Origin of the sequence: Pseudomonas sp. 2FG (assembly GCF_005502935.1) — a bacterium.
GTDB lineage: Bacteria > Pseudomonadota > Gammaproteobacteria > Pseudomonadales > Pseudomonadaceae > Aquipseudomonas.
Genome location: NZ_SCMP01000015.1, coordinates 94,866 through 112,002 on the forward strand (window position 1 = coordinate 94,866; position 17,137 = coordinate 112,002).

Here is a 17,137-nt window from a genome sequence, read left to right on the forward strand (position 1 = left end):
GCAAGGAGTAAGAGCCATGCTGCTAATGATCGATAATTACGACTCTTTCACCTACAACGTCGTGCAGTACCTCGGCGAGCTGGGTGCAGAGGTAAAAGTCATCCGCAACGACGAGCTGACGGTGGCGCAAATCGAAGCGCTGAACCCCGAGCGTATTGTGGTCTCGCCCGGCCCCTGCACGCCGACCGAAGCCGGCGTGTCGCTGGCGGTGATCGAGCACTTCGCCGGCAGGCTGCCGATCCTCGGCGTGTGCCTGGGCCATCAAAGCATCGGCCAGGCCTTTGGCGGCGATGTGGTGCGGGCGCGCCAGGTGATGCACGGCAAGACCAGCCCGGTCGTTCACGAAAATCAGGGCGTGTTCAACGGGCTGAACAACCCGCTGACGGTGACCCGCTACCATTCCCTGGTGGTCAAGCGCGAAACCCTGCCGGACTGCCTGGAGGTGACCGCCTGGACTCAGCGGGAAGACGGCTCCGTGGACGAGATCATGGGCCTTCGGCATAAAACCTGGAACATCGAGGGTGTGCAGTTCCATCCGGAATCTATCCTTACCGAGCAGGGCCACGAGCTCTTTGCCAACTTCCTCAAACAACACGGAGGCGTGCGCGGATGAACATCAAGGAAGCCCTCAACCGGATCGTCAGCCAGCTCGACCTGAGCACCGAGGAAATGCAGGACGTCATGCGCGAGATCATGACCGGGCAGTGCACCGACGCGCAGATCGGTGCCTTCCTGATGGGCATGCGCATGAAGAGCGAGACCATCGACGAAATCGCCGGGGCCGCCCAGGTCATGCGCGAGCTGGCCGCGCCGGTGCATGTCAACGCCGAGCGCCTGGTCGACACCTGCGGCACCGGCGGCGATGGCATGAACATTTTCAATGTCTCCACGGCGGCGGCCTTCGTGGTCGCGGCGGCGGGTGGCAACGTGGCCAAGCATGGCAACCGCGCGGTGTCCGGCAAGAGCGGCAGTGCCGACCTGCTCGAGGCCGCCGGGGTGTACCTGAACCTCAGCCCCGAACAGGTGGCCCGCTGTGTCGAGACGGTCGGTGTGGGTTTCATGTTCGCGCCGGCCCATCACGGTGCGATGAAGCATGCGATCGGCCCGCGCCGCGAGCTGGGCCTGCGCACCCTGTTCAACATGCTCGGGCCTATGACCAACCCGGCAGCGGTGAAGCATCAGGTGATCGGCGTCTTCAGCCAGGCGCTGTGCCGGCCGATGGCCGAGGTGCTGCAACGTCTGGGCAGCGAACACGTGTTGGTCGTGCATGCGCAGGATGGGCTCGACGAGATCAGCCTAGCCGCGCCCACCTTCGTTGCGGAACTGAACAAGGGGGTGATCAGCGAATACTGCATCCAGCCGGAAGACTTCGACATCAAGAGCCAGAGCCTGATCGGCCTGACGGTGGACACGCCGCAAGCGTCGCTGGAGTTGATCCGCGATGCCCTCGGCCGACGCAAGACCGAGAACGGTCAGAAAGCCGCCGAGATGATCGTCCTCAATGCCGGCGCCGCGCTCTATGCCGCGGACCACGCCAGCAGCTTGAAGGAAGGCATGCACCTGGCTCACGATGCGCTGCACACGGGGCTGGCCCGCGAAAAACTGGAAGAGCTGGTGTCCTTGACCGCGGTGTTCCGCCAGGAGAATGAAGCGTGAGCCTGCCCACCATCCTCGAAAAAATCCTCGCGCGCAAAGTCGAGGAAGTCGCTGCCCGGCGCACGCTGGTCAGTCTGGCGGAGCTCGAGCGCGAGGCGCGCGCGGCCGATGCACCGCGTGGCTTTGCCAAGGCGCTGCTGGCCTGCGCCAAGCGCAAAGAGCCCGCGGTGATTGCCGAGATCAAGAAGGCCTCGCCGAGCAAGGGCGTGCTGCGTGAGCACTTCGTGCCGGCCGACATCGCTAAGAGTTACGAGGCCGGCGGCGCGGCCTGTCTGTCGGTGTTGACCGACGTGGACTTCTTCCAGGGCGCCGATCGCTATCTGCAGCAGGCGCGTGCCGCCTGCAGCCTGCCGGTGATTCGCAAGGATTTCATGCTCGATCCCTATCAGATAGTCGAGGCGCGTGCCCTCGGAGCCGATTGCGTGCTGTTGATCGTCTCGGCGCTGGACGATGCGCGGATGGCGGAACTGGCGGCGGTGGCGAAAGAGTTTGGCCTGGATGTGTTGGTCGAGGTGCACGATGGCGATGAGCTGGAGCGGGCGCTGAAGACCCTCGACACGCCGTTGCTCGGCATCAACAACCGCAGTCTGCATAGCTTCGAGGTCAACCTGGAAACCACCCTCGATCTGCTGCCACGGATTCCGCGTGAGCGTATGGTGGTGACCGAAAGCGGGATCATGAACCGTGCGGATGTCGAGCTGATGGAAATCAGCGAGGTCTACGGCTTCCTGGTCGGCGAGGCCTTTATGCGCGCGGATAACCCCGGCGCCGAGCTGCAGCGTTTGTTCTTCCCCGAGCGCGGTCGCGTGCTGACCAGCCCCGACGTCGATTGAGACGTTAAATTGCACCCATAAAAAAGGCCGGCTAAATGCCGGCCTTTTGGTTTCTGCGTTTCAGCGCGTGCCGAACACCACCATGGTTTTCCCTTTGACGTGGACCAGCCCTTGTTCTTCCAGGGCCTTGAGCACGCGACCGACCATTTCGCGCGAGCAACCGACGATGCGGCCGATTTCCTGGCGAGTGATCTTGATCTGCATGCCGTCCGGATGGGTCATGGCATCCGGCTGTTTGCACAGATCCAGCAGGGTGCGGGCGACGCGCCCGGTGACGTCGAGGAAGGCCAGGTCGCCGACCTTGCGCGTGGTGTTGCGCAGGCGCTCGGCCATCTGGCTGCCGAGGGCGTAGAGGATGTCCGGATCCTGTTGGGTCAGCTCGCGAAACTTGGCGTAGCTCAGTTCGGCGACTTCGCATTCGGTCTTCGCGCGCACCCAGGCGCTGCGTTCTTTTTCGCTGCCGTCTTTTTCAAACAAGCCCATCTCGCCGAAGAAATCTCCGGCATTGAGGTAGGCGATGATCATCTCGCGGCCATCGTCATCCTCGATCAGGATGGTGACCGAGCCTTTGACGATGAAAAACAGGGTTTCACAGCGATCGCCGGCATAGATGATGGTGCTTTTGGCGGTGTAGCGACGGCGGTGGCAGTGAGCGAGAAGCTTGTCGAGATTTTTTATCTTAGGTGTAAGTGTTATCGCTACCATGACCTAGCCCCGAGAAGATAAATGTAAGCCTTTGTCTAGCAGGCAATTTCTTATAAGTTATCCGGCCAGTGTGCCAGTAATCCGGCGCCAGCTTAACAGAGGCCCATGACCGCTGAGCGGTTTTGCGACGTAACTAACATCTGCGCTATGACTATCAGGCGTTCTGCTGTGACTAAGTCCGTCTATAGCGCTGTGCTAAGCTGGCCGCTCTTTTTAACAGCGGAGTCGTGGCAATGAAAGCACGCATTCAGTGGGCTGGCGAAGCCCTGTTTCTCGGGGAGTCCGGCAGCGGTCACGCCGTGGTGATGGATGGCCCACCGGAGAGCGGTGGACGCAATCTCGGCGTGCGGCCGATGGAAATGCTGCTGATCGGCCTGGGTGGCTGCACCAACTTCGATGTGGTCAGCATCCTGAAGAAATCCCGCCAAGCGGTGGAAAGCTGCGAAGCCTTTCTCGAGGCCGAACGCGCCAGCGAAGAGCCGAAGGTCTTCACCAAGATCCACGTGCATTTCGTGGTCAAGGGTCGCGGCCTGAAAGAGGCGCAGGTGAAACGTGCGGTCGAATTGTCGGCGGAGAAGTACTGCTCGGCGTCGATCATGCTCGGTCGCGGCGGGGTAGAGATCACCCACGATTACGAGCTCATCGAGCTCGGCTGAGTAGCGACATCCGAACATCACAAAAGTGGCGCACACTCTGGCAGCAGGTTACCGACCTCTGCATAATAGCGCCCCTTTTTCAGGGGCCTGGGTTGATTGAATCAGGGCCTCGAACGAACAACCAAAATCGCCATCGCGAAGAGGTGTTAACCGTCCTACGCAGACGCGTCGTTCGCATCTGACGGGCATGCTCGATCACGCGGCAATGCCGCATAGCTAAAGAGAGTTACCTACGGTGAAAAGCAAACTCAAGCTCCACGGGTTCAACAACCTGACGAAGACCTTGAGCTTCAATATCTATGACATCTGCTACGCGGAAACGCCGGAAGACCAGCAGGCCTACGTCCAGTACATCAATGAAGAGTACGACGCCGCGCGCCTGACGCAGATTCTCACCGATGTTGTCGACATTATCGGCGCCAATATCCTCAATATCGCCCGCCAGGATTACGATCCACAAGGCGCCAGCGTGACCATTCTGATCTCCGAGCAGCCGGTCACCCCGACCGACAGCCAGATCGAGGAGTCGCCAGGCCCGCTGCCGGAAACCATTCTGGCGCACCTGGATAAGAGCCATATCACCGTGCACACCTACCCGGAAATCCATCCGGTGGACGGCATCGCGACCTTCCGCGTGGATATCGACGTGTCCACCTGCGGGGTAATCTCGCCGCTGAAGGCGCTGAACTACCTGATCCACCAGTTCGATTCGGACATAGTCACGGTCGACTATCGGGTGCGTGGTTTCACTCGCGACGTGGAAGGCCAGAAGCACTTCATCGATCACGAGATCAACTCGATCCAGAACTACCTGTCCGAGGACACGCAGGCGGCCTATCAAATGACCGACGTCAACGTGTACCAGGAGAACTTGTTCCACACCAAGATGCTGCTCAAGGAGTTCGAACTGGACAACTACCTGTTCGGCGACGCCACGCAGAATCTTTCCAGCGAGCAACGTGAACTGGTGGCCACTCGGGTCAAGCACGAAATGCTGGAGATCTTCTCCGCGCGCAATATGCCGCGCTGAGTTCTTGCAGCAATAAAAAGGGCCGCTGATTCAGCGGCCCTTTTTATTGCCCAGCGATTGCGCCCGGTTCAGATCCGATAGGTGCTTGTGGTCATGACCTTGGACAGCAGGCTCATGCCGAACTTGAGCGGCGCCGGGAAACGGAAGCCGCCGGCCTCGAGTGCGCTGGCGGCATGTTGCGCTTCATCGCTGCGCATCTGTTCGAGAATGGCGCGGGACTTGTCATCCTCGATCGGCAACTGGGTCAGATGTTCGTCCAGGTGTTTGCACACCTGATCTTCAGTCGCGGCGACAAAGCCCAGGCTGAGCTTGTCGCTGACCAGCCCGGCCACAGCGCCGAGGCCGAAGGACAGGCCGTAGAACAGCGGATTGAGCAGGCTCGGGTGGCTGCCCAGCTGGCGGATACGCTGTTCGCACCAGGCCAGGTGATCCACTTCTTCATCGGCGGCATGCTCCATGGCGGCGCGCACGTGCGGCAGCTTGGCGGTCAGCGCCTGGCCTTGATAGAGCGCCTGGGCACAGACCTCACCGGTATGGTTGATGCGCATCAGCCCGGCGACATGCCGAGCGTCTTCGGCACTCAGCTCGGCTTCGGGCTGCACCAAAGCCGGTGACGGACGGTAGGGCTGGCCGCTGAAGGGCAGCAGCGTGCGCAGCGCCGCATCGGCTTGCAGCAACAGGCGATCGACGGCAGAGTAGTGGCGTTCGGTAGCCATAAAGGCGCCTCCGGAAAAATCTACGCGGGCAGTTTACTCCAATCCCCTGAAGCGGTCGCGACCGGGGTGTAGCCCTTATGCGGTGGCTGCTTGAGGTCGCGCCGGCCTTATTAAGCGAAGGCCGGCAGCGATAGCAGCGTCGTCAGTGCGAGGGTTGAAAGTCGCCGCATCAGCCCGGCGGCCAATGCATCTGCCGCTGACCGAGCACGTGCATGTGAATGTGGTAAACGGTTTGCCCGCCTTGCGCGTTGCAGTTCATCACCACCCGGAAGCCGGCGTCGCAGCCCAGCTCCTTGGCCAGGCGCTGGGCGGTGAAGAGCATATGCCCGGCCAGAGCTTTATCGTCTTCGCCCAGGTCGTTGAGGGTGGCGATATGGCGTTTCGGGACCACCAGGAAATGCACGGGGGCCTGCGGGCCGATATCGTGGAAGGCGAACACCTGGTCGTCTTCATAAAGCTTGCGCGCGGGAATATCCCCGGCGACGATCTTGCAGAACAGACAGTCCACGGACAGCTCTCCGGCTTGCGATAAGAAGCCCCGAGTTTAACGGTGCGCGGTAAGCCCGGCCAGCCTCGGCCGGTATTCACAAGGAGTGGGTGTGAAAAACGATATTCATGATCTGGGCTTGGTGCTCGACTCCAAGGTCAAGCTGGTGGTGATCGAGTCCTGGGATGAGCCGCGGGTGCTGGAGACGCTCACCAGTCTGGCGGTCAAACGCGGTCTCGGCCTGTATACCTGGGCGGTGACCGAGGGCCTGCAGCGCCTGGGCTTCGGTGCCGAGCAGCAGGGCGAACAGCCGACCAGCGAGCCGGAAGCGGCGCTCAAGCTGATCAAGCACGACCCGCAGCCGAACCTCTATGTGCTCTGCGACCTGCATCCGTTTCTCGCGGATAACCCCAAGCTGGTGCGCCTGCTCAAGGAAATCGCCATGGTCGAGGCGCCGCACAAGCCAACCCTGGTGCTGGTCTCCCATGCGCTGAAATTGCCGGCGGAAGTACAGCGCTATGCCGCGCGGTTCAGCCTGGCATTGCCGGCGGAAGATGAGTTGCTGGCAATTGTGCGCGAGGAGGCGACGCGTTGGAGCGAGCGTAATCGCGGTGCGCGGGTGCGCACCGACAACCGCACCCTGTTGCAGGTGGTGAAAAACCTGCGCGGCATGAGCCACGCAGAGGCACGGGCCCTGGCGCGGGGGGTGATTTGCGACGATGGCGCGATCACCCAGGAGGATTTGCCGGAGTTGAACAAGACCAAGTTCCAGTTGCTCGATCTGGAGGGTGTGCTCAGTTTCGAGTACGACACCGCGCGCTTCGCCGAGGTCGGCGGGCTGAGCAACCTCAAGCGCTGGCTGGCCGAGCGGCAAGGCATCTTCCTCGAAGGCAAAGGCGCCGATCTGCCCAAAGGCATGCTGTTGGTGGGGGTGCAGGGCGGCGGTAAAAGTCTGGCGGCGAAAGCGGTGGCCGGGCTGTGGGGCTTGCCATTGCTGCGCTTGGATTTCGCCTGTCTGTACAACAAGTTCTTTGGCGAGACCGAGCGCAATCTGCGCGAAGCCCTCAAGCTGGCCGAGCAGATGGCGCCTTGCGTGTTGTGGATGGACGAAGTGGAGAAGGGCCTGGCCAGCGGCGAGCAGGATGGCGGCGTCAGTCAACGGGTGCTCGGCACGCTGTTGACCTGGATGGCCGAGCGCAAGGCGCCGGTGTTTATGGTGGCGACCGCGAATGCCATCGACCGGCTGCCGCCGGAGCTGGTGCGTAAGGGGCGTTTCGATGAGCTGTTCTTCGTCGATTTGCCGGATGCGACGGTGCGGGCGGAGATCTTCCGCATCCATCTGACGCGCCGTGAGTTGGAGCCGGCGGGCTTCGATCTGGCGCAACTGGCCGCAGCCAGCGACGGTTTCTCCGGGGCGGAAATCGAGCAGGTGGTGGTCAGTGCCCTGTATGCCGGGCAAGCCCAGCAGCAAACGGTGGATCAGAGTTTGCTGCTGCAGAACATCAAGAGCACCGCGCCGCTGTCGGTGGTGATGGCGGAGGATCTGGCGCAGCTACGGGCGTGGGCGAGTGGACGGACAGTGCCTGCTGGCTAAAGAGCCAGACGCCGGTTGGTGGGGCTGGGCTCAGCGCCCGGCGAAGGCTTTGTTGATCGCGGCCACGAGTTTTCGCACCAACCAGCGCGGCGCCAGGCGTGGGCTGAGCGCCAGCAATCGGTTGCGCCAACCGGGAATGATGATCGCGCGGTTTTTCTCCAGCGCCTTGACGGTGAGCAGTGCGAGCTCTTCGGCGCCCATCATCAGTTTGCTGCCCTCAAGCCTGCTGACATCCATCTGCGCGCCGCGGAAGAAGGCGGTGCGGGTGGGGCCCGGGCAGAGTACCGAGACCTTGATGCCGCGACTCTTCAACTCTTCCCGCAAGCCTTCGGAGAAGTGCAGTACATAGGCCTTGCTGGCGTAGTAGTTGCTCATCCAGGCGCCGGGCTGGAAGCCGGCGACCGACGCAACGTTGAGGATCTGTCCGCCGCCCTGCAGCGCCATGGCATTGCCCAGGGCATGGCAGAGGCGGCTCAGGGCCAGGATGTTTACCTCGATCAACTGCCGTTCACGACCCCAATCCTGTTCCAGGAAGGGGCCGGACGTGCCGAGGCCGGCATTGTTCACCAGCAAGTCGATCTGCCGCTCGCCCTGTTCCAGTTCATGCAGCAGGCCGGAGAGCTGCAGCGGTTCGCCCAGATCGCACACGCGGAATAACACCTCGACGCCAAACCGCTGAGTCAGCTCGCAGGCAATGCTTTCCAGGGCGTCGCGCTGCCGGGCCACCAGAATCAAACTGCGGCCGCGCCGGGCCAGCGCTTCGGCCAGGGCCAGGCCGATGCCGCTGGAGGCGCCGGTAATCAGGGCGTAACGGGGCATGCATGCTTCTCCGGTGCAGGGGCGGTGTAGACCGTGCCGCCCCCAAAAGGTTGCCGAGGCGGCATCTATTCCGTGGCGGGCACCACTTGCTCCGCCGGCGGCGCGGACAGTGCGGCGCTGGTGGCGCGGGTGACATAGTCCTGGTAGGCCGGAATGGCGATGGCGGCGAGGATGCCGAGGATCGGCACGAGGATGACCGTGCAGGCGAGGAGAGTGACTGCCCGGCTGTTGGGCGGCGGTGGCGGGCCGAAGCGATTGGCGTCGTTGCTGCCGGGGACAAGCAACATCAACAGGGAGAAGACACTGCCGACCACGGGGATCAGGTTGAGCAGCAGCAGCCAGCCGGACCAGCCGATATCGTGTAGCCGCTGCACGCCGATGAAGACGCTGATGACCACCAGGGTGATCACCGCGATTACCGCCAGCAGGCCGCCGAGCAGGTCCGAGAGCGCCATGCCCGCCATCACGATGCCGAATACCGGTATGGCGATCAGCATCATCGCCATGCCCCAGCCGAGGTAGCGTAGGCGGCCGATCCGGCCATCGGTAGTGAAGACATTGAGTTCGCCGAACTCCGGCAACACCTCACCCACCTGGGCTTGCGGCGTGGCGTACGGTGAAGGGGCGGCAGCGCTGGCGGCCGGGACGGTTGGGTTGGTCGGTGCCGTGGCGGTTTCGGCCAGTTGCGCCTGGCGGGCGAGGTATTTCTCGATGACGATACCGCAGGCCGCGCAGTCAACGGACTTGAGCTGCTCGTGGCCGCACTTGGGGCAGGTCATATTGTTGCTGCTCGGCGCGCTTTCCGGCTCGCTGGTGCGGTGGTCATCGGTTTCCACCAGGCTCAGGCTGGCGGCAAGATCGGGTTCCTTACGCACTTTTGCCCCGGCACTCTGCAGTGCGGCCAGATACTTATCCGCCTCGCTCGCCGTCAGATCGCGCTTGAGCGCCACGGCGCTGCCAGAAAATAGCCCGTCAATCTTGGCACGGTCGCTCTTGAACAGGCGGGCGAGGTTGTCTTTGACGGCGTCGAGTGTCACCGCGGGCATGAGTTCGCCAGTGAAGACGATCTTGAATCGAGCATCGGTCATGCGGGCTTCCTTGTCGGCGAGAGAGAGAAGGTCGGGCACAGCGTAATAGGCGCGCAGGCCACGAGACAAGCGGCCTGCGGTAGAAAATCAACCGATGCTTTAGCCAAGGCTCTGCGGCAACCAGCGACCGACCAGCCGTTTATGGCGCAATAGACGCAGTTCGCTGAAGTCGTCGAGCAAGCCTTCCGCCAGTTGCGGGCGGAGAAACACCCGGCAGCGGGCACCCTATAAACAGTAGGCGCGCCGGCGGCGTCGGCTTATCGCGGCCAGCGCTGGCCGAGCTGAATGGAGCGGGCCTGGGCGGCGCGGTATTCGGCATCGAGACGGCTCACCAGCGCCTCCACTGTGGGTAAGTCGCGGATATTGCCGACCCCTTGCCCGGCCGACCATACGGTTTTCCAGGCCTTGGCCTCGTCGCTGATCGGCTTGAGTTTCTCGCCGTAGTTGACCTCGCCCTTGTCCTGCAGGCGCGTCAGATCGAAACCGGCCTGTTCCAGGCTCTGGCGCATGAAGCTGGCCGGTACCCCGGATACGGCCGGGGTATGCACGATATCGGCGGCTCTGGCGTCGAGGATCATCTGCTTGTAGGCCAGTGACGCGTCATTTTCCTGGGTGGCGATAAAGCGAGTGCCGAGGTAGGCCAGGTCGGCGCCGAGCAACTGGGCGGCGAGGATTTCATGGCCGTGATTCAGGCAGCCGGCCAGCAGCAGGGTCTTGTCGAAGAATTGGCGGATCTCGGCGATCAGCGCGAACGGGCTCCAGGTGCCGGCATGTCCACCGGCGCCGGCAGCCACCGCGATCAAACCGTCGACCCCGGCCTCGGCCGCCTTCTCGGCATGTCGACGGGTGGTGACGTCATGGAAGACCAGGCCGCCGTAGCTGTGCACGGCATCCACGACCTCCTTCACCGCGCCGAGGCTGGTGATCACGATTGGTACTTGGTGTTCGACGCAGATGGCCAGGTCGGCCTGTAGGCGCGGGTTGCTCTGATGGACGATCAGGTTGACCGCATAGGGCGCAGACTCCGCCTGCAGTCCGGCTTCGATCTCTTCCAGCCAGGCCTCGAAGCCGCTGCTCTCACGCTGGTTCAGCGCCGGAAAGCTGCCGACTATGCCGGTTTGGCAACAGGCGAGTACCAGCTGCGGGTTGGAGACCAGAAACATCGGCGCGGCGACCACTGGTAAACGTAGGCGTTGGTCGAGCAGGGCGGGCAGGGACATGGTATTACCTCATGCATTTATTAGGTCGGCAGGCTCAGAACGGCCGCACTATCACCAGAATCACGATGGCGAGCAGCAACAGCACCGGTGCTTCGTTGAACCAGCGATAGAACACATGGCTGCGATTTTGCTCGCCCCGCGCGAAGCGTTTGAGCATGGCGCCGCAGACGTGGTGATAGCCGATCAGCAACAGCACCAGAGTCAGCTTGGCATGCAGCCAGCCCTGGCTCAGCAAACTCGGGTTGAGCAGCAGCAGCCAGATGCCGAAGACCACCGTGGCGAGCATCGACGGCAGCATGATGCCGCGGTAGAGCTTGCGTTCCATCACGCAGAAACGCTCGCGGCTGGTGCTGTCCTCGCTCATGGCGTGGTAAACGAACAAACGGGGTAAGTAGAACAAACCGGCGAACCAGCAGACCATGGCGATGATGTGCAGGGCCTTGAGCCATAGGTAGAGCATTGCGCGATTCCCAACTGAAAGTGCCCCGATAGTAGTGGCTGTTATGCCCGTACGTCACCATGACGGTTGGCCCATGGCCGATGCGGCCTTATCATCGGCAGCTTTCCAGTGGCTTTTTGCAGGGGGCAAGTGATGGTCAAGGTCGGTATCGTCGGCGGCACGGGCTACACCGGGGTAGAGCTGTTGCGCCTGTTGGCCCAGCATCCGCAGGCTGAGGTGGTGGTGATTACCTCGCGCTCCGAGGCCGGGATGAAGGTCGATGAGATGTACCCGAACCTGCGCGGCCACTACGATTCGCTGGCCTTCAGTGTGCCGGATACGCAAACCCTGGCCGCTTGCGATGTGGTGTTCTTCGCCACGCCGCATGGCGTCGCCCATGCGCTGGCCGGCGAGTTGCTGGCCGCCGGCACCAAGGTGATCGACTTGTCCGCCGACTTCCGTCTGCAAGATGCCGAGGAGTGGGCCAAATGGTACGGCCAGCCGCACGGCGCGCCAGAGTTGCTGGCGGAAGCGGTCTACGGTCTACCGGAAGTCAATCGTGAGCAGATCAAGCAGGCGCGCTTGATCGCCGTGCCAGGCTGCTACCCGACCGCGACCCAGTTGGGTTTCCTGCCGTTGCTGGAGGCCGGTCTGGCCGACACCTCGCGGCTGATTGCCGACTGCAAGTCCGGTATCAGTGGCGCCGGTCGTGGCGCAAGCGTGGGGTCGCTGTACAGTGAAACGTCTGAGAGCTTCAAGGCTTACGCGGTCAAAGGCCATCGGCACTTGCCAGAGATCCGTCAGGGGCTGCGTCGCGCCGCCGGTGGTGAGGTCGGTCTGACCTTTGTCCCACACCTGACGCCGATGATCCGTGGCATCCACTCCACGCTGTATGCCACGGTGGCCGACAAGGCTGTCGATCTGCAGCAACTCTTCGAGCAGCGCTACGCCAAGGAGCCTTTCGTCGATGTGATGCCGGCCGGTAGCCATCCTGAGACCCGTAGCGTGCGTGGTGCCAACGTCTGCCGGATTGCGGTGCACCGGCCACAGGGTGGCGATCTGGTGGTGGTGCTGTCGGTGATCGATAACCTGGTCAAAGGCGCTTCCGGGCAAGCCGTGCAGAACATGAACATCCTCTTTGGCCTGGATGAGCGCCTCGGCCTGTCCCACGCCGCATTGCTGCCTTGATCCCCGGCGCAGGTCGCGCGAGCGCTTATGGCTAGCGCCACATGGCGGCTGCGGGGCGAGCGTGCGGTCTTTTCAGCGGTTCGACGGGAATCATTGGAATGGCCGGTCGGCGCTTGAGCCGCACAATAGTTGACCGTTTTTCTAGGGGAAGCGGATAATGCAGCGTCCCAACGTACTGTGACGGCTTAAAGCCGGGAGATAGGCAGCATGAGCGTCGAATCCTTCACACCCACTCCCTTGCAATTCACGCAGGGCGCGGCGAGCAAGGTCAAGAACCTTGTCGATGAAGAAGGCAATCCACGTCTGAAATTGCGGGTGTTCGTCACGGGCGGTGGTTGCTCGGGTTTCCAGTACGGTTTCACCTTCGATGAAGAAGTGGCCGATGATGACACCATAGTCGAGCGCGAAGGCGTGAGTTTGGTGGTCGACCCGATGAGCTTCCAATACCTGGCGGGCGCCGAAGTGGACTACCAGGAAGGTCTGGAAGGTTCGCGTTTCGTGATCAAGAATCCGAATGCGACCACCACCTGCGGCTGCGGGTCATCCTTCTCGATTTAAGCGCTTGGCTGTACGGCATGACGCCGCGCCTTATGCGCGGCGTTGTCGTTTCTGCCTGTTGGAAAACGGGCAGGCAAATCAGGCGGGATAAATCGCGCCAAGCACGCGCAGCCCGCTCGCCCCGGTGACGCTCGGGCGGTTAGCCGGGATGCCTTCCAGGCAGCAATGCGCGAGCCAGGCGAACGCCATGGCTTCCACCCAGTCCGGCGGTACGCCGTAGTCGGCGGTACTGCTGACCTTGCAGGCCGGCAACAGATGAGCCAGGCGCGCCATCAACGCGCCGTTATGTGCGCCGCCGCCGCACACCAGTAGCTGTTCGGTGTCTTTCTGTGCGGTTTTCAGGGCGTCGGTGATGCTGAGTGCCGTCATCTCCAGCAGGGTCGCCTGCACATCCTCTGGAGCAAAGGGCGGCAGCTTCGTCAGCTGTTGATCCAGCCAGCCTAGGTTGAACAGCTCGCGACCGGTACTTTTCGGGCCCTGGGTCTGGAAGAACGGATCGCTGAGCAAGGCCTGTAGCAATAACGGCGCTACCTGGCCGCTGGCCGCCCAGGCCCCGTCGCGGTCGAAGCTCTGGCCCTGCTGGCGCTGAATCCAGGCATCCAGCAGCACATTGCCTGGCCCGCAGTCGAAGCCGCGTACCGGCTGGTCGGGTTCGAGCAGGCTGAGATTGCTGAAACCGCCGATATTGAGCACGGCCCGTCGGCTGCGACCGTCATCGAACAGCGCTTGATGGAAGGCCGGCACCAAGGGGGCGCCTTGGCCGCCGGCTGCCACGTCGCGGCGGCGGAAGTCACTAACCACGCTGATGCCCGTCAGCTCGGCAAGGAGCGCCGGGTTGCCGATCTGGATGCTGAAGCCGCGCGCCGGCTCATGGCGCACGGTCTGGCCGTGGCTGCCAATGGCGCGAATATCGCTGGGTTGCAGGCCCGCTTGGTGAAGTAGTGTCTCGATGCCTTGCGCGGCCAGCTCTACCCACTGCTGCTCGGCGATGGCAGCGCGCGCCAGTTCATCCGGGCCCGATACACATAAGGCGAGCAGCTCGGCGCGCAGCTCGGTTGGCATGGGTAGGTAATGGGTCGCGAGCAGGGTCGGGTGGTCGTTCTGCTCGAGTAGGGCAATGTCCAGGCCGTCCAAGCTGGTTCCGGACATTACCCCTAAATAGCTCGGCATCCTGTTTAGCGCTTGTTCAGGGCCAGCATGGTGGCTTTTTCCTGATCCATGCGCGCCATCATTGGTTTGCTCATTTGCAGGAAGCGCTGTTTCTCTGCGCGCGAGATCGGGTCAGCCATGGCCACTTTCTGGCCCAGCGGATCTACGTGTACACCCTTGACCTGGAATTCGTAGTGCAGGTGCGGCCCGGTGGATAGACCAGTGGTGCCGATGTAGCCGATGACCTGTCCTTGCTTGACGCTCACCCCGGTGCGGACGCCTTTGGCAAAACCCTGCATGTGCCCGTAAAGGGTGCGATAGCTATTGCCGTGCTGGATGATCACGGCATTGCCGTAGCCACCACGGCGGCCGGCGAGCAGTACTTTGCCATCGCCCGCAGCTTTGATTGGCGTGCCGCGCGGCGCAGCGTAGTCGACACCTTTGTGGGCGCGAATCTTGTTCAGGATCGGGTGGCGCCGGCCCATGGAAAAGCGCGAGCTGATGCGGGCGAAATCCACAGGGGTGCGGATAAAGGTCTTGCGCATGCTATTGCCATCGGCGGTGTAGTAACTGGTTGAGCCTTGTTTGTTGGTGTAACGCACGGCGCTGAAGGGCTTGCCGCGGTTAACAAAGCGTGCGGCGAGGATACTGCCGGTGCCGACCTGCTTACCGTTGATGATCTTTTCTTCGTAGATCACCTCAAACTCGTCGCCTTCGCGAATATCTTGGGCGAAGTCGATGTCGTAGCCAAATACGTTGGCCAAATCCATAGTCAGGTTATGTGACATGCCGGCGTGTTTGGCCGAAACAAACAGTGAGCTGTCGATCACGCCGTGAGCGTAGGCGGCGCGCACGGCAGGCTTGGTCAGTTCGCGCTTGAAGGCAAAACCTTTATCGGTCTTGGCTAGGCTGATGCTTTCTAGGTCGCTCAGTTTGCTCTGCAGGCCTTCTAACTGGCCCTCTGGGGTGAGCTTCATCTCCAACACTTGGCCTACTTTGAGCTGGCCAAATTGCTTGGCGTCTTTGCTGCTATTGAGGACTTCATGCAGATCTGTGGCGGACAAGCCGGCTTTAGCGAAAACCGTGGACAAGGTATCGCCATTGGCAACAGTCATCGTCTTGTGGCGTGGGTCGCTTGGAGGGGTACCGCGAGCGCTTAGGTTTGATGCTTTGTTCTTCTTGTTCGTGTCTTGTCCGGCGCTGTTTTGGTTATCGCTGGAGCCTTCAATCGTGGCAAATGGCGAGGGGCTCTCATCTGCGGCTATGGCGTCTGCTCGGAGATCGTCTTTCTCTTGCACAAGCTGCTCGGAGCCGTTGCCGAACTCCAGACCGAGGTAAGTCTTCTTTGCCTCTACTTCGCGCGATGGGAACACCAATAAGGCCAAGCTAAGCAGCGCCGCGACCCCGCTGGCCGCCAGTATGTGGCTTTTAGGGTACGGCGGAGGCGCTTTGGGGGTTGTCTGGGGCATAGGGTGATTTTGACTTTGAAAAGATGAATAGAAGAGATGAAGAAAATGATGAATATGAAATAACTGTATAAAATATAACCAAAACCCGCAGGAGGCAAGCTTGGGGGCTTGGCAGTCGTCAGTTGGGGTGCGACGGTGGGGCAAAACTTGTAATTAGTGCCTGATCTTGTATGGTTGGTTCCCTTTGATTTTTAGGTGGTAACGGGTCTGTTATGAAGTCGGTTGAAGAGCAGCTGGCGCTGATCAAGCGTGGCGCGGAAGAGGTTTTGGTCGAGTCTGAGCTGATCGAAAAACTAAAGCGCGGCCAGCCGCTTCGCATTAAGGCCGGTTTCGATCCGACCGCTCCGGATCTGCATCTGGGTCATACCGTGCTTATTAATAAGCTGCGGCAGTTCCAGGAGCTGGGGCATCAGGTGATTTTCCTGATCGGCGACTTCACCGGCATGATTGGTGATCCGAGCGGTAAAAGCGCCACGCGTCCACCACTGACCCGCGAGCAGGTGCTGGACAACGCGGAGACCTATAAGGCGCAAGTCTTCAAGATTCTTGACCCGGCCAAGACAGAGGTGGCGTTCAACTCCACCTGGATGGACCAGCTGACGCCTGCGGATTTCATCCGCCTGGCATCGCAGTACACCGTGGCGCGCATGCTTGAGCGTGATGATTTTAGTAAGCGCTACTCGACCAATCAGTCGATTGCCATCCATGAGTTTCTCTATCCTTTAGTGCAAGGGTACGACTCGGTCGCCTTGCGTGCAGATGTCGAGCTGGGCGGGACGGATCAGAAGTTCAATCTGCTAATGGGGCGCGAGCTGCAGCGTTCTTATGGTCAGGATGCTCAGGTCATTCTCACCATGCCGCTGCTCGAGGGCTTGGATGGGGTGAAGAAGATGTCCAAGTCGCTGGGTAACTATGTCGGTATCCAGGAGGCGCCGGGCGTCATGTACAGCAAGCTGGTCTCTATTCCCGATGCTTTGATGTGGCGTTACTTTGAGCTGCTCAGCTTCCGCGCTATGGCGGAAATTGAGGAGTTCAAGGCGAGTGTTGAGCGAGGTGCCAACCCGCGAGACATTAAGATCAAGCTGGCTGAAGAGATCGTCGCGCGCTTCCATGGCGAAGAGGCGGCGGCTGGTGCGCATCGTTCGGCGGGTAACCGGATGAAGGATGGCGAGTTGCCGGAAGATATGCCGGAGGTCGAGTTGGTGTCTGCTGAGGATCTGCCGATTGCGTCCCTCCTTAATAAGGCGGGCTTGGTGAAGAATGCCGCTGGTGCGCGCGATCTGCTCGGTTCGGGTGGCGTGCGCATAGATGGCGAGGTGGTGGATCGCGCCTTTACCTTTAAGCGGGGTTCGGTTCACGTCTGCCAGGCCGGCAAGAAGGCTTTTGCACGAGTTACGCTGAAAGCCGAATAAAGTGACAATAAGTGCTTGACGGTTAATTTGCTGGGCCTATAATGCGCACCACTTCCGGCGCAGACCTCTCAGAAAACTTCTTAGATAACAAGAAGTTAGCTTTAAAAGAGGGGTTGCA

18 protein-coding genes are annotated in these 17,137 nt (G+C 61.4%); 9 read left to right on the plus strand and 9 right to left on the minus strand.

Annotated elements, in window-relative coordinates:
* Positions 1-16: 16 nt before the first annotated feature.
* The 3 genes from FFS13_RS15770 to trpC are packed head-to-tail and all read left to right on the plus strand — an operon-like array spanning position 17 to position 2,489.
* Positions 17-613, plus strand: coding sequence for an aminodeoxychorismate/anthranilate synthase component II (locus FFS13_RS15770; protein WP_137820035.1), 597 nt, complete (start codon positions 17-19; stop codon positions 611-613).
* Complete coding sequence (trpD, locus tag FFS13_RS15775; protein ID WP_137820036.1) at positions 610-1,656, plus strand: anthranilate phosphoribosyltransferase; 1,047 nt, start codon at positions 610-612, stop codon at positions 1,654-1,656. Before FFS13_RS15770 ends, trpD begins: the two co-directional genes overlap by 4 nt.
* Entirely contained in the window at positions 1,653-2,489 is an 837-nt protein-coding gene (gene trpC, locus FFS13_RS15780) for an indole-3-glycerol phosphate synthase TrpC (RefSeq protein ID WP_137820037.1), read from the plus strand. Before trpD ends, trpC begins: the two co-directional genes overlap by 4 nt.
* A gap of 60 nt (positions 2,490-2,549) precedes the next feature.
* Here the strand turns inward: trpC and crp are convergent, their stop codons facing one another.
* Positions 2,550-3,194 carry a cAMP-activated global transcriptional regulator CRP gene (gene crp / locus FFS13_RS15785; RefSeq protein ID WP_137820038.1) on the minus strand — a complete coding sequence of 215 codons (645 nt, stop codon included), beginning with the start codon at positions 3,192-3,194 and terminating at the stop codon, positions 2,550-2,552.
* A 233-nt stretch (positions 3,195-3,427) separates the two neighbouring features.
* Between crp and FFS13_RS15790 the strand changes: the two genes are divergently transcribed.
* Entirely contained in the window at positions 3,428-3,850 is a 423-nt protein-coding gene (locus FFS13_RS15790) for an OsmC family protein (protein ID WP_137820039.1), read from the plus strand.
* A gap of 235 nt (positions 3,851-4,085) precedes the next feature.
* The gene (speD, locus tag FFS13_RS15795; RefSeq protein WP_137820040.1) at positions 4,086-4,880 is read left to right on the plus strand and encodes an adenosylmethionine decarboxylase; all 795 of its coding nucleotides are present in this window, start codon (positions 4,086-4,088) and stop codon (positions 4,878-4,880) included.
* 68 nt (positions 4,881-4,948) lie between these two features.
* On the opposite strand, the gene coq7 is transcribed toward speD, so the two are convergent.
* Both coq7 and FFS13_RS15805 read right to left on the minus strand, forming a co-directional pair.
* Positions 4,949-5,596 (minus strand): 2-polyprenyl-3-methyl-6-methoxy-1,4-benzoquinone monooxygenase, encoded by a 648-nt coding sequence (coq7, locus tag FFS13_RS15800; RefSeq protein ID WP_137820041.1) that lies wholly within the window; start codon positions 5,594-5,596, stop codon positions 4,949-4,951.
* A 169-nt stretch (positions 5,597-5,765) separates the two neighbouring features.
* Entirely contained in the window at positions 5,766-6,104 is a 339-nt protein-coding gene (locus FFS13_RS15805) for a histidine triad nucleotide-binding protein (protein WP_137820042.1), read from the minus strand.
* A 91-nt stretch (positions 6,105-6,195) separates the two neighbouring features.
* On the opposite strand from FFS13_RS15805, the gene FFS13_RS15810 reads away from it, so the two are divergent.
* Positions 6,196-7,677 carry an AAA family ATPase gene (locus FFS13_RS15810; RefSeq protein WP_137820043.1) on the plus strand — a complete coding sequence of 494 codons (1,482 nt, stop codon included), beginning with the start codon at positions 6,196-6,198 and terminating at the stop codon, positions 7,675-7,677.
* A 30-nt stretch (positions 7,678-7,707) separates the two neighbouring features.
* Here FFS13_RS15810 and FFS13_RS15815 read toward each other — a convergent pair whose 3' ends face one another.
* The 4 genes from FFS13_RS15815 to hemJ all read right to left on the minus strand — a co-directional run bounded on the left by FFS13_RS15815 (position 7,708) and on the right by hemJ (position 11,264).
* On the minus strand, positions 7,708-8,496 hold the full coding sequence (locus FFS13_RS15815) for an SDR family oxidoreductase (RefSeq protein ID WP_137820044.1): 789 nt from the start codon (positions 8,494-8,496) through the stop codon (positions 7,708-7,710).
* Positions 8,497-8,561: 65 nt separating this feature from the next.
* Positions 8,562-9,584, minus strand: coding sequence for a DUF805 domain-containing protein (locus FFS13_RS15820; RefSeq protein WP_137820045.1), 1,023 nt, complete (start codon positions 9,582-9,584; stop codon positions 8,562-8,564).
* A gap of 257 nt (positions 9,585-9,841) precedes the next feature.
* A complete protein-coding gene (locus tag FFS13_RS15825) occupies positions 9,842-10,804 on the minus strand; it encodes a nitronate monooxygenase family protein (RefSeq protein ID WP_137820046.1) in 963 nt (320 codons plus the stop codon).
* Between the two features lie 34 nt (positions 10,805-10,838).
* On the minus strand, positions 10,839-11,264 hold the full coding sequence (gene hemJ, locus FFS13_RS15830) for a protoporphyrinogen oxidase HemJ (RefSeq protein WP_137820047.1): 426 nt from the start codon (positions 11,262-11,264) through the stop codon (positions 10,839-10,841).
* A gap of 132 nt (positions 11,265-11,396) precedes the next feature.
* Between hemJ and argC the strand changes: the two genes are divergently transcribed.
* Positions 11,397-12,431, plus strand: coding sequence for an N-acetyl-gamma-glutamyl-phosphate reductase (gene argC / locus FFS13_RS15835; RefSeq protein WP_137820048.1), 1,035 nt, complete (start codon positions 11,397-11,399; stop codon positions 12,429-12,431).
* Positions 12,432-12,638: 207 nt separating this feature from the next.
* Positions 12,639-12,989, plus strand: coding sequence for an iron-sulfur cluster insertion protein ErpA (gene erpA / locus FFS13_RS15840; RefSeq protein WP_119952572.1), 351 nt, complete (start codon positions 12,639-12,641; stop codon positions 12,987-12,989).
* Between the two features lie 78 nt (positions 12,990-13,067).
* On the opposite strand, the gene FFS13_RS15845 is transcribed toward erpA, so the two are convergent.
* Positions 13,068-14,159 carry an anhydro-N-acetylmuramic acid kinase gene (locus FFS13_RS15845; protein WP_137820049.1) on the minus strand — a complete coding sequence of 364 codons (1,092 nt, stop codon included), beginning with the start codon at positions 14,157-14,159 and terminating at the stop codon, positions 13,068-13,070.
* Positions 14,160-14,164: 5 nt separating this feature from the next.
* Entirely contained in the window at positions 14,165-15,607 is a 1,443-nt protein-coding gene (locus tag FFS13_RS15850; protein WP_137820050.1) for a peptidoglycan DD-metalloendopeptidase family protein, read from the minus strand.
* Between the two features lie 212 nt (positions 15,608-15,819).
* Between FFS13_RS15850 and tyrS the strand changes: the two genes are divergently transcribed.
* Complete coding sequence (tyrS, locus tag FFS13_RS15860) at positions 15,820-17,019, plus strand: tyrosine--tRNA ligase (RefSeq protein ID WP_137820051.1); 1,200 nt, start codon at positions 15,820-15,822, stop codon at positions 17,017-17,019.
* Positions 17,020-17,137 lie beyond the last annotated feature (118 nt).

Coding starts and splice junctions, on each gene's coding strand:
- FFS13_RS15770 (WP_137820035.1), top strand. CDS start 17: ATGCTGCTAATGATCGATAATTACGACTCTTTCACCTACAACGTCGTG.
- trpD (WP_137820036.1), top strand. CDS start 610: ATGAACATCAAGGAAGCCCTCAACCGGATCGTCAGCCAGCTCGACCTG.
- crp (WP_137820038.1), bottom strand. CDS start 3,194: ATGGTAGCGATAACACTTACACCTAAGATAAAAAATCTCGACAAGCTT.
- FFS13_RS15790 (WP_137820039.1), top strand. CDS start 3,428: ATGAAAGCACGCATTCAGTGGGCTGGCGAAGCCCTGTTTCTCGGGGAG.
- coq7 (WP_137820041.1), bottom strand. CDS start 5,596: ATGGCTACCGAACGCCACTACTCTGCCGTCGATCGCCTGTTGCTGCAA.
- FFS13_RS15815 (WP_137820044.1), bottom strand. CDS start 8,496: ATGCCCCGTTACGCCCTGATTACCGGCGCCTCCAGCGGCATCGGCCTG.
- FFS13_RS15820 (WP_137820045.1), bottom strand. CDS start 9,584: ATGACCGATGCTCGATTCAAGATCGTCTTCACTGGCGAACTCATGCCC.
- FFS13_RS15825 (WP_137820046.1), bottom strand. CDS start 10,804: ATGTCCCTGCCCGCCCTGCTCGACCAACGCCTACGTTTACCAGTGGTC.
- hemJ (WP_137820047.1), bottom strand. CDS start 11,264: ATGCTCTACCTATGGCTCAAGGCCCTGCACATCATCGCCATGGTCTGC.
- argC (WP_137820048.1), top strand. CDS start 11,397: ATGGTCAAGGTCGGTATCGTCGGCGGCACGGGCTACACCGGGGTAGAG.
- erpA (WP_119952572.1), top strand. CDS start 12,639: ATGAGCGTCGAATCCTTCACACCCACTCCCTTGCAATTCACGCAGGGC.
- FFS13_RS15845 (WP_137820049.1), bottom strand. CDS start 14,159: ATGCCGAGCTATTTAGGGGTAATGTCCGGAACCAGCTTGGACGGCCTG.
- FFS13_RS15850 (WP_137820050.1), bottom strand. CDS start 15,607: ATGCCCCAGACAACCCCCAAAGCGCCTCCGCCGTACCCTAAAAGCCAC.
- tyrS (WP_137820051.1), top strand. CDS start 15,820: ATGAAGTCGGTTGAAGAGCAGCTGGCGCTGATCAAGCGTGGCGCGGAA.